The sequence below is a fragment of the Azoarcus taiwanensis genome (assembly GCF_012910885.1).
Taxonomy (GTDB): domain Bacteria; phylum Pseudomonadota; class Gammaproteobacteria; order Burkholderiales; family Rhodocyclaceae; genus Azoarcus_F; species Azoarcus_F taiwanensis.
On record NZ_WTVM01000012.1, the window covers coordinates 36,620 to 46,758 of the forward strand.

8 protein-coding genes are annotated in these 10,139 nt (G+C 64.4%); 2 read left to right on the forward strand and 6 right to left on the reverse strand.

The window, feature by feature from the left end:
* Positions 1-97: 97 nt before the first annotated feature.
* Positions 98-1,765: an acetate--CoA ligase gene (locus GPA21_RS03470; RefSeq protein WP_168986820.1), complete on the forward strand. Its 1,668-nt coding sequence runs from the start codon at positions 98-100 to the stop codon at positions 1,763-1,765.
* Between the two features lie 14 nt (positions 1,766-1,779).
* On the opposite strand, the gene GPA21_RS03475 is transcribed toward GPA21_RS03470, so the two are convergent.
* From GPA21_RS03475 to GPA21_RS03495, 5 genes are read right to left on the reverse strand one after another with little or no spacing between them, the layout of a single operon-like run.
* Positions 1,780-3,072 carry a dihydroorotase gene (locus GPA21_RS03475; protein WP_168986821.1) on the reverse strand — a complete coding sequence of 431 codons (1,293 nt, stop codon included), beginning with the start codon at positions 3,070-3,072 and terminating at the stop codon, positions 1,780-1,782.
* A gap of 23 nt (positions 3,073-3,095) precedes the next feature.
* A complete protein-coding gene (locus GPA21_RS03480) occupies positions 3,096-4,052 on the reverse strand; it encodes an aspartate carbamoyltransferase catalytic subunit (RefSeq protein ID WP_168986822.1) in 957 nt (318 codons plus the stop codon).
* Complete coding sequence (gene pyrR, locus GPA21_RS03485) at positions 4,045-4,545, reverse strand: bifunctional pyr operon transcriptional regulator/uracil phosphoribosyltransferase PyrR (RefSeq protein WP_168986823.1); 501 nt, start codon at positions 4,543-4,545, stop codon at positions 4,045-4,047. The genes GPA21_RS03480 and pyrR overlap by 8 nt, the downstream gene beginning before the upstream one ends.
* On the reverse strand, positions 4,542-5,012 hold the full coding sequence (gene ruvX, locus GPA21_RS03490) for a Holliday junction resolvase RuvX (RefSeq protein WP_168986824.1): 471 nt from the start codon (positions 5,010-5,012) through the stop codon (positions 4,542-4,544). The genes pyrR and ruvX overlap by 4 nt, the downstream gene beginning before the upstream one ends.
* Positions 5,005-5,571, reverse strand: a complete 567-nt coding sequence (locus GPA21_RS03495) for a YqgE/AlgH family protein (protein WP_168986825.1) — start codon at positions 5,569-5,571, stop codon at positions 5,005-5,007. Before GPA21_RS03495 ends, ruvX begins: the two co-directional genes overlap by 8 nt.
* 151 nt (positions 5,572-5,722) lie before the next feature.
* On the opposite strand from GPA21_RS03495, the gene GPA21_RS03500 reads away from it, so the two are divergent.
* Positions 5,723-7,162: a cryptochrome/photolyase family protein gene (locus GPA21_RS03500; RefSeq protein ID WP_168986826.1), complete on the forward strand. Its 1,440-nt coding sequence runs from the start codon at positions 5,723-5,725 to the stop codon at positions 7,160-7,162.
* A 33-nt stretch (positions 7,163-7,195) separates the two neighbouring features.
* On the opposite strand, the gene GPA21_RS03505 is transcribed toward GPA21_RS03500, so the two are convergent.
* A partial coding sequence (locus GPA21_RS03505) for a hybrid sensor histidine kinase/response regulator (protein WP_168986827.1) occupies positions 7,196-10,139 on the reverse strand: 2,944 nt, incomplete at its 5' end.

Below are 10,139 nucleotides of genomic sequence, written 5' to 3' on the forward strand. Positions count from 1 at the left end.
GCTTACCGCGGTCAGATCCGAGTTTGCCCCGATGTCGCAGCGTGGGTTGGCCATGCTAGCCTCTGCTCCACAAACGCCACGAGGCGGGGGAGGGGACATGAACGAGATCGATCGCTACGAGACCTTGCATGCTGCATGGCGCTGGGAAGTGCCGCCGCGCTTCAATATTCACACGGTTTGCTGCGAGCGTTGGGCCGCGGATCCTTCGCGCCCTGCGCTCGTGATCGAAGACGAAGCCGGGAACGTCGGCCGGCATACCTATGCCGAGCTCGCGGACGCGGTCGAACGTCTCGCAGCAGGTTTGCGGCAGCTCGGCGTCGAGCGTGGCGATCGCGTCGCAATCGTACTGCCTCAGTGTCTGGAGACCGTCGTCGCACATTTCGCTGTCTACCGTCTTGGCGCGGTGGCGATGCCTCTTTCGATGCTTTTCGGCCCGGAGGCGCTGGTGTATCGCCTTGTCGACAGTGGCGCCCGTGTCGCCATCGTGGATGCCGAGGTGCGCGATGCGCTTGCTGCGGTCAGTAGTCAGTGCCCAGCGCTCGCCGCGACGGTTGTCGTCGGCGGACGAGCGGCTGCGCCTGCCGAGCACGCATGGCAGGATCTGCTGGCATCGGAGCGCGACGGCAATCCGGTCGCCGACACGCTTCCGACCGATCCAGCGGTGCTGATCTACACCAGCGGCACCACCGGTCCGCCGAAAGGCGCGCTCATGCCTCAACAAGCCCTGCTCGGCAACATTCCCGGCTTCGTCGCGAGCCAGAACGGATTTCCCCGGCCGGGCGACGTGTTCTGGTCGCCGGCTGACTGGGCGTGGACCGGCGGCCTGATGGACGCGATGCTCCCGACGCTTTATTTCGGACAGGTGCTGGTGGGCTATCGTGGCCGGTTCTCGCCGGAAAAGGCGTTCGAACTGATGGCGCGCCACGGTGTGACCAATACTTTCCTGTTCCCAACCGCGCTCAAGGCGATGATGAAGGCGGTGCCATCGCCGAGAGGACAATACGAGCTCAGGTTGCGGGCGATCATGAGTGCCGGCGAAGCGGTGGGCGATACCGTATTCGCCTGGTGTGACAAGGCACTGGGGGTGACGGTGAACGAGATGTTCGGCCAGACCGAGATCAACTACATCGTCGGCAACAGTTGCGAGGACTGGCCGGCACGTGCCGGGTCGATGGGGCGACCCTACCCGGGGCACCGTGTCGCGGTCATCGACGACTGGGGTGAACCGCTGCCGCCGGGTGAACTCGGTGAGGTGGCGGTGAACAGGCGCGACCGCCACGGCGATCCCGACCCGGTGTTCTTTCTCGGCTACTGGAACAACCCGGCCGCCACCGAACGCAAGTTCTCGGGTGACTGGTGCCGTACCGGCGATCTCGCGATATGCGATGAGGGCGGCTACCTCTGGTACAAGGGGCGTTCGGACGACATGTTCAAGGCCGCGGGATACCGCATCGGCCCTTCAGAGGTCGAGAACTGCCTGGTGGGGCATCCCGCGGTGGCGAATGCTGCGGTGGTGCCCAAACCCGATCCCGATCGGGGTGCCGTGGTGAAGGCCTACGTAGTGCTCGCCGCGGGCTACGAGGCGGGCGCAGCGCTGGTAGAGGCCTTGCAGCTGCATGTTCGTGGTCAGCTGGCCCCTTACGAGTATCCCAAGGAGATCGAGTTCATCGACGCCTTGCCAATGACTACCACCGGCAAGGTTCAGCGCCGTGTGCTGCGTCTGCAGGAAGAGGAGCGGGCGCGCGCGGGGGGTGTTTCTGGCTGACGCGCGCCGGTGCTTCAGGGCGCGCTCAGCACCGCCTCGTACATGACCTTGCCCTCCACCAGGGTGTAATTCACCCGACCGGGCAGTTCGATGCCGAGGAACGGGGTGTTCTTTCCCTGGCTGCGCAGGCTGTCTCGGGTGATTCGCCGTTCGGCTTCCGGGTCGAAAATGCAGATGTCCGCGCGTGCCCCGGGGCTTAGGTGGCCCGCCTTGGTGATACCGACGATGCGCCCCGCATCCGAGGTGACCCTGGCAAGGGCTGTGGATAGGCCGACACCCGAGAGTTCGGCCCACTTGAGCGTCAGCGGCAGCAGAAGCTCGAGCCCGGTGGCGCCGGGTTCCGACTCGCTGAACGGGGTGAGCTTGCCATCGTCGTCGACCGGGGTGTGGTCGGAACACAGTGCGTTGATGCGGCCGTCGATCAGGCCCTGGCACAGCGCCTCACGGTCGCGCTGGCTGCGCAGGGGCGGCACCAGGTGGCAGTGCGAATTGAAGTAACCGATGTCGAGATCGCAAAGGTGCAGATGGTTGATCGAGACGTCGCAGGTGACGTCCATGCCTTCGGCGCGGGCCTGGTCGATCAGCTTGAGACCCTCGGCACTGGACAGGCGGGTAACGTGCAGGCGGGCACCGGTCTGGCGGGCGAGCTGCAGATAGGTGAACAAGGCCACGGTTTCGGCGGCGACCGGGATGCCGGCCAGGCCGAGACGACTCGCAACCTCGCCATCGTGAGCGAATCCGCCGCGTGACAGAAACGGTGCGATCGGTTGCAGCCAGACTCTGAAGTCGAAGGTCGCGGCGTATTGCATTGCGCGCCACAGGACGGCGTTGTCGACGATTGGAACATTGGACTGACTGAAGGCCACGCAGCCGGAGTCGACCAGCTCGGCCATTTCGGACAGGCGCTCGCCCTTTAGTCCGATGGTCAGTGCGCCAACCGGGTAGACGTGGGCGCGATTGAGCTTCTTGGCGCGGTGGCAGAGCATCTCGACGAGACCGGGTTCGTCGAGCACCGGATCGGTGTCGGGGGGGATTGCCAGGCTGGTGACGCCGCCGGCCATCGCTGCGTCCATTTCGGACTCGAGCGTCGCGCGGTATTCGAAGCCGGGCTCGCGCAGGCGCGCTGCCAGGTCGATGAGACCGGGGCTGACCACCAGGCCGCTCGCGTCGATGATGCGGTCGGCGTCGAAGCCTTCGGGCGGTGTGCCGAGGGCGACGATCTTGCCGCCGCTGACGAAGAGGTCCTGTACCGCGTCGATGCCGTTGGCCGGGTCGATGACGCGCCCGTTGCTGATCGTGATGTTCATGTGTTCGATCCGTTCGATTCTGGTCAGGCCGCGAGCATGCTCATGACTGCCATGCGCACTGCAATGCCGAAAGTGACCTGCGGCAGGATGACTGCCTGAGCGCCGTCGGCGACTGCGGAGTCGATCTCCACGCCCCGGTTCATCGGCCCCGGGTGCATGACGATGGCGTCGGACTTGGCCAGCGCGAGCTTCTCGGCGGTCAGGCCCCAGACCTTGTAGAACTCCTGAGGCGTTGGCAGCAGCGCACCGCTCATGCGCTCATTCTGCAGGCGGAGCATCATGACCACGTCGACGTCGCGCAATCCCTCGCGCATGTCGTGGAACACCCGCACGCCGAGCTTCTCCACCTCCGCCGGCAGAAGCGTCTTGGGTGCGATCACGCGCACCTCGGGTACGCCGAGTGTGGTCAGGGCGCTGATCTGCGAGCGCGCCACTCGGGAGTGCAGCACGTCGCCGACTACCGCCACCGTGAGCTGTGTGAAGTCCTGCTTGTAGTGACGGATGGTGTACATGTCGAGCAGGCCCTGCGTGGGGTGCGCATGGCGGCCGTCGCCGGCGTTGATCACGTGAATGTCGTTGCGACCGTTGGCCGCAAGATGTTGAGTGATCAGGAAAGGCGCGCCGCTGGCTGCATGGCGGACGACAAACATGTCGGCCTGCATCGCGCAGAGGTTGTCGACCGTGTCGAGCAGGCTCTCACCCTTGGAGGTGGAACTGGTCGACACGTTGAGGTTCACGACATCCGCCGAGAGACGCTTGGCTGCGATCTCGAAGGTGGTGCGTGTGCGCGTCGAGTTTTCGAAGAACAGGTTGAAGATGCTCTTGCCGCGCAGGATCGGAAGCTTCTTGACCTCCCGCTCGGCGACCTCGGTGAATGGCTCGGCGGTATCGAGGATGGCGGTGAGGATTTCACGCGGCAAGCCGTCGAGTGTGAGCAGGTGCTGGAGTTCGCCGTTCTTGGTGAGCTGTGGGTTACGCATCGATCAGTCTCAGCGTGAGTTGGCCGTTGTCGTCGGTTTCGAGTTCGAGAATCTGGCTTGCGGGCATCGGTGCGGGCAGCGAGTGCGCGCAGTATTGCGGTGCAATTGGCAGCTCGCGGCTGCCCCGATCCACCAGCACCGCGAGTTCGACTTTCGCCGGTCGGCCGTAATCGAACAGCTCGTTCAACGCAGCCCTTGTGGTTCGGCCCGTATAGAGGACATCGTCGATGATGATTACGTGAGCACCGTCGACGTTGAAGGGAATGTCACTGCGCCGCGCTTTGCCGAGTTTCGCGCGAGTGCCGAAATCGTCTCGGTAATAGGAGACATCGATGCTGCCCAGCGGCTGGGTCAGCGCGAGCGCCTTGTGCAGGCGCTCGGCCAACCAGACGCCACCAGTGTGTATGCCGACCAGTGCAGTGTCGGGCCCGACATGGCCGCGCATTTGCTCGACCAGATTCAGGAACAGGGCTTCGGCGTCAAGATCTTTCATGGCCTCGAGTCCAGGAAGTGTTGGAGTATGAGTTGTGCCGCAACCGCATCGACCGACTGTTTGCGCTTGCGCCAGTCCCGCTGGCCGGCGTTTTGCAGCTCGACATCGGCAGCCGCCGAGCTGAGTCGTTCATCGCATTCGAATACCGGCAGCCGGTGGCGTCCGCGCAATTGATTGGCGAAGCGGCGGCAGCGGGCGGTCATCGCCTGCTCGACGCCGTCGAGCGACTGTGGCACCCCAACCACCAGCGCGACGGGGTGCCACTCGTCGATCAGTTTCTGGATGGCAGCGAACCGGGCGTCGTTGGCATCGGCATGGATGGTGGTCAGCGAGCTCGCATGTCCCGTTTCGAGCTCGCCGACCGCCACGCCGGTGCGGGCGAGACCGAAATCGAACCCGAGCAGCGAACCGCGTGGCGGAAGCGTCAGGACGTCGGTCGGCATGGCGATTGCCGCCGCGTCAGGCATGACCGGCGACTTCACTGAGGTTGGTCGGATCGACGCCGAGCTTCTGCATGGCCGCTGCGAGGCGCGCCTCGGGCGGGAGGTCGAACAGTATGCCGAGGTCGGCCGGCACGGTGAGCCAGGCGTTGTCCAGCAACTCCTGCTCGAGCTGTCCGGCTGACCAGCCGGCATAACCCAGTGTGACGATGACTTGCGCCGGCGTACCCGCGCTACCCATGGACTGAAGCACGTCACGCGAACTGGTCAGCCCGATGTCCTCGTTCACCTTGAGCGTGGAGTGCCAGTCGCCGACCGGGTGATGCAGCACGAAGCCACGGTCGGTCTGCACGGGGCCACCGAAATAGACCGGCTGCGCTTCGAAGTGCTCGACCTCGAGCGGTAGTTCCACACGCTCGTAGAGTTTGGCGAGAGTCATGTCGATCGGCCGGTTCACGATGACGCCGAGCGCGCCCTGATCATTGTGTTCAGCGATATAGGTCAGTGTGCGTGCGAAATTGGGATCTGCCATGGCAGGCATGGCGATCAGGAAGTGATGCGTGAGATTGGCCGTGATTTCGCTCATGCGGGTATTTTACGCTTTCGCAGGACGGGTTGAGCAGGAACCTGTGCTCCAGTCTTGCATCTATCCCGGGCGCAATCACCCTCGCGTCGGCGCCGCAGCCATTGCGATAGTGATTTCACCCCAAGCTCTGCGTTACTCGAGGAAGTCCTTCATGTCAGCTGCCCTGGTCTGGTTCCGGCGCGACCTGCGCTGTTTCGATCACGCCGCCCTGCATCATGCACTGCGTCGTTTCGATCGCGTCTTCTGTGCCTTCGTCTTCGATACGGAGATTCTCGATGCGCTTCCACGGCGTGACGACCGGCGGGTCGACTTCATCCGCCACGCCTTGGTCGAGCTGGATGCCGGGCTGGACGCGTTGGCGCGCGGCGCGGGCGGGGAGGGTAGTGGGGTGATCGTTCGCCACGGACGGGCGGACGAGGAAGTGCCACGGCTGGCCTCGTCGCTCGGCGTCGATGCGGTGCTGACCAACCGCGACTACGAACCCTATGCAATCGCGCGTGATCGGCTGGTCAGCGAGCGTCTGCAGGCGAAGGGGGTTATGTTCGAGGATTTCAAGGATGTCGTGATCTTCGAGCGTGACGAGGTGCTGACGCAGGCAGGTAGACCGTTCAGCGTGTTCACGCCCTACCGCAATGCCTGGATGAAGCGCCTCGATCCGGGCGAGCTGCAGTCGTACAACGTGGCGCCGCATGCGGGATCGCTCGCGCCAAAACCTGCAGGTGAGCGCATTCCCGATCTCGCGGAGCTCGGCTTCGAGCCCACCGATCTTGAACGGATCGGGTTGGCAGTGGGCATGCGCGGCGGGCGGGTGCTCTTCGAAGACTTCCAGATGCGAATCGACGCCTATAAGGAGGCGCGCGACTATCCGGCGCGGCGTGGCGTATCCTATCTATCGGCCCACCTTCGTTTCGGGACGGTTTCGCTGCGCGAACTGGCCGCCTGGGCCTGGACCCGGGGTAGCGCCGGCGCGCAGTGCTGGCTGAACGAATTGGTCTGGCGCGACTTCTATCACATGATTCTGTGGCACCAGCCGAAGGTCGTGAGCGAGAACTTCCGCAGCGAGTTCGATGCGGTGTGCTGGGACGATGCGCCCGAACTGTTCGCCGCGTGGACTGAGGCGCGCACCGGCTACCCGCTGGTCGATGCCGCGATGCGGCAGCTGCACACGGCGGGCTACATGCACAACCGCCTGCGCATGGTTACCGCGTCGTTCCTGACCAAGGACCTCGGCATCGACTGGCGCCTGGGGGAACGGCATTTCGCGCAGTGGCTGATCGATTATGATCTGGCCGCCAACAACGGCGGATGGCAATGGGCTGCCTCCACCGGTTGTGACGCCCAGCCCTGGTTCCGCATCTTCAATCCGGTGACACAATCCGAACGCTTCGATCCGGCAGGACGCTTCATTCGTCGCTACCTGCCGGAGCTGGCGCGTGTGCCGGATCGTTTCATTCACGCGCCATGGAAGATGAGTCCGGCGGACCAGAGGGCGTGTCGCGTTGAGATCGGCAAGGATTACCCCGCCCCGGTTGTCGATCACGCGCGGGCGCGCGAACGCACGCTCGCGCGCTTCGAGATCACGAAGGCCTGAAGACTGGAGTCCGGCAGCCTGCTGGCGTGCGCGCTAGTGCGCGGTTCCGGTCAGGCTGGCGATGATGCCTAGCAACTCGTCTTCGTCGTAGGGCTTGCCGAGGTAGTGGCTGGCGCCGAGGCTCATCGCGTATTCGCGGTGCTTGTCCGCGAGGCGTGAGGTGATCATGATCACCGGCACTTCGCGCGTATGGTCGTCGGCACGCAGATTCCGCAGCAGGTCGAAGCCGTCCATGCGCGGCATCTCGATATCCGACAGGATGACGTCGGGTACCGTCTCGACGAGCTGTTCGAGGGCGTCCGTGCCGTCCTTCGCCGTAAGGACCCGATAGCCCTCGCGCTCCAGTAGTCGGCCGGTGATCTTCCGCACGGTCAGCGAATCGTCGACGATCATCACCGTCGTCTGGTGCGCAACCGGTTCAGGGGCCGGAAGCCCTTCGGCGACAGCTGTCGTCTCGGTGCGACCGGTCTGCTGGCTGGCCAGTGCCACCGGGTTGATGATGAATACGATTTCCCCATCGCCGAGCACGGTGACCCCGGTAATGCCAACGATTCGCACAACCTGCGGGCCTGCGTTCTTGACGACGACTTCCTGGTTTCCCCGCAGACTGTCTACCTGCACCGCTAGCGTCTCGCCCCCGGTGCGCAGCAACAGAACCCATGCGAACCGCTGTGGCTCGGGTCGGGCAGCGTGGTCGCCGAGCAACCACGGCAGGTAGGTGTGCGGGTAGAAAGCATCTTGCCAGTGCACGCCACCGTCCGAGATGACCTGATCGAGCGGGTCGGGTTTGAGCTCCATGACCTGCGCAATCATGCCCGACGGTATCGCGTAAGTGGCGGTGCCGACCCTGACGAGCAGGGCTTGCGTCGCAGCGAGCGTCAGTGGCAGGAAGATGCGGAACTCGGTTCCTTCACCAGCCGTGCTGCTGACGTCTATTCGCCCCCCGACCGAGGCGGTTTCCGCCTTGACAACATCCATGCCGACACCGCGGCCTGCTACGGTTGAGACACTTGCCGAAGTCGTAAAGCCCGGCATGAAGATCAGGTTGGTCAGTCGGCGGACGTCTGCCTCTTCGTCGTCGCCGAGCAAACCTTGCGCCCTGCCTCTCTCGGCGATTCGCTGGAGGTCGAGGCCTGCGCCATCGTCCGACAGCGAGATCGCGATCTCGTTGCCTTCCTGGCGAACCGTGAGCGTGATCTGGCCGATGGGCGCCTTGCCCGCAGCAACGCGTTGCTCAGGAAGTTCGATTCCGTGTGCCACCGCGTTCCGCAAAAGATGCTCGAGCGGCGCGGTAATGGTTTCCAGTACGCCGCGGTCGAGCTCGATGCGACCGCCTCGCAAGTCGAGGTTGACCCGCTTGCCCAGCTCCTTGGCGCTCTGCCGTACGATCCGGTAAAGCCGGTCGGCCAGGCTATCGAACGGCACCATGCGCACCTGCATCAGCGCCTGCTGCAGTTCCCGCGACATTCGCGCCTGGCCGTTGAGTGCCAGCTCGGCACCGTCGAGGTTGCGCAACAGGTTTTGCTGCACCGTCGTAACGTCGCCGACGCTCTCGGCCATCATCCGGGTGAGTTCCTGCAGGCGGGTGTAACGGTCCATCTCGAGCGGATCGAACTCTGCATGAGTCGACTCGGCCTGCGCAATACGCGTCTGCATCTGCATCTCGGCCTGAATCTCGACTTCGCGCAACTGGTTTCGCAGACGAATGACGTTTTCGGTCAGATCCAGCAGCGACATGCGCAGCGTGCGCAGCTCACCGTCGATCCGGGTACGTGCAATACCGATTTCGCCCGCCTGGTTCACGAAGTTGTCGATGGTGTCTGCGCGTACGCGGAGCGTTGAGGAGAGGGCGCCACCCGGCTCCGCACCCTCCATCTCGGCTGCGATAGCTGCCGTGGCGGGCTGGGCGGTTTCAGGTTTCTGCTCCTCGGGCTCGGGACGGCCCAGTCGTTCGATGGACTGGGTGGCCAGATCAAGGCCGGATTCAAGTTCTTCGAGGAGACTCTCGGTGTCGCGTCCTGCGTTGAGCGCGCTCTCAAGGCGCGACTCCAGTTGGTGCACGTGCTCGCCGAGGCGCATCGCGCCCGCCATCCTTGCGCTGCCCTTCAGCGTATGAAGCAGTCGCGCCGTCGCGGTGGCAGGTTCCGGTCGAGCCGGATCGCTGCGCCATTCGCGCAGCGTCGTGTTCAGCTGCGCAAGCAGATCGTTGCCTTCCTCGATGAATATTGGCAGCAGCTGAGCATCGAGATCGTCGTGAACCGGCGCCGCAGGTTCCAGCGCGGCTTCCGGTGCTGGAGCCGCCTCGATGACGGCTGGCGGTTCGGGTTTCGCAAGCTCCTGTGCTGCTGCCGCTGTCGTTGCTCCTATGGCGTCCGCTGCCGGCTCGGCGTCGATTTCGTATGCTGCCTCTTCCTCGGCAACGGGTTCGAGCTCCTCCGGTGCAACATCGCGGCCGACACTGTCGAGTTGTTCCTCGAGTTCAGTGACCCGAAGCGGCATCGAAAGGCGTTCGGCCTCTCCGAGCATGGTGTCCAGCGTGACCACGCTCTGCTCGAGCAGATGAGCTTCGGGTATGGTCGGTACCGTCTGCCGTTCGATCAGACGCTCGAGCGCGTGTTCGAGCGCTCGTGCCAGGGTATGCATCGCACCGATGCGAGCGGTTCCCGAGATGCCGGCGAGCGTGTGTGCGGAGCGCTGCGCATGCTCACCCGGAAGGTGGGACGGATTGCGGAGCAGTATGTCGCATTCTTCGGCAAGCGAGGCGAGGTGGACCTTCGCTTCCGAGCGGAACAGATCGTAGAGCCCGCTGGACAGTTCGATATCGCCAATGCGCAAGGACTGGGTGGTCGTGGCGGGCAGCGGCGCTGCCGATCCTGGTGCGGGCGAGGGCTCCTCGGGCGCGACGGCCTCGGCTGCGAGACCTTCTTCGGATGTTGGCGCTGGTGTGGGTACGTTGTCCTCGCGGAGCCCGTCGAGC

Excerpts from the sequence above, each read along its gene's own strand:
- GPA21_RS03500 (WP_168986826.1), top strand. The coding sequence starts at position 5,723 with ATGTCAGCTGCCCTGGTCTGGTTCCGGCGCGACCTGCGCTGTTTCGAT.
- GPA21_RS03470 (WP_168986820.1), top strand. The coding sequence starts at position 98 with ATGAACGAGATCGATCGCTACGAGACCTTGCATGCTGCATGGCGCTGG.
- ruvX (WP_168986824.1), bottom strand. The coding sequence starts at position 5,012 with ATGCCTGACGCGGCGGCAATCGCCATGCCGACCGACGTCCTGACGCTT.
- pyrR (WP_168986823.1), bottom strand. The coding sequence starts at position 4,545 with ATGAAAGATCTTGACGCCGAAGCCCTGTTCCTGAATCTGGTCGAGCAA.
- GPA21_RS03475 (WP_168986821.1), bottom strand. The coding sequence starts at position 3,072 with ATGAACATCACGATCAGCAACGGGCGCGTCATCGACCCGGCCAACGGC.
- GPA21_RS03480 (WP_168986822.1), bottom strand. The coding sequence starts at position 4,052 with ATGCGTAACCCACAGCTCACCAAGAACGGCGAACTCCAGCACCTGCTC.
- GPA21_RS03495 (WP_168986825.1), bottom strand. The coding sequence starts at position 5,571 with ATGAGCGAAATCACGGCCAATCTCACGCATCACTTCCTGATCGCCATG.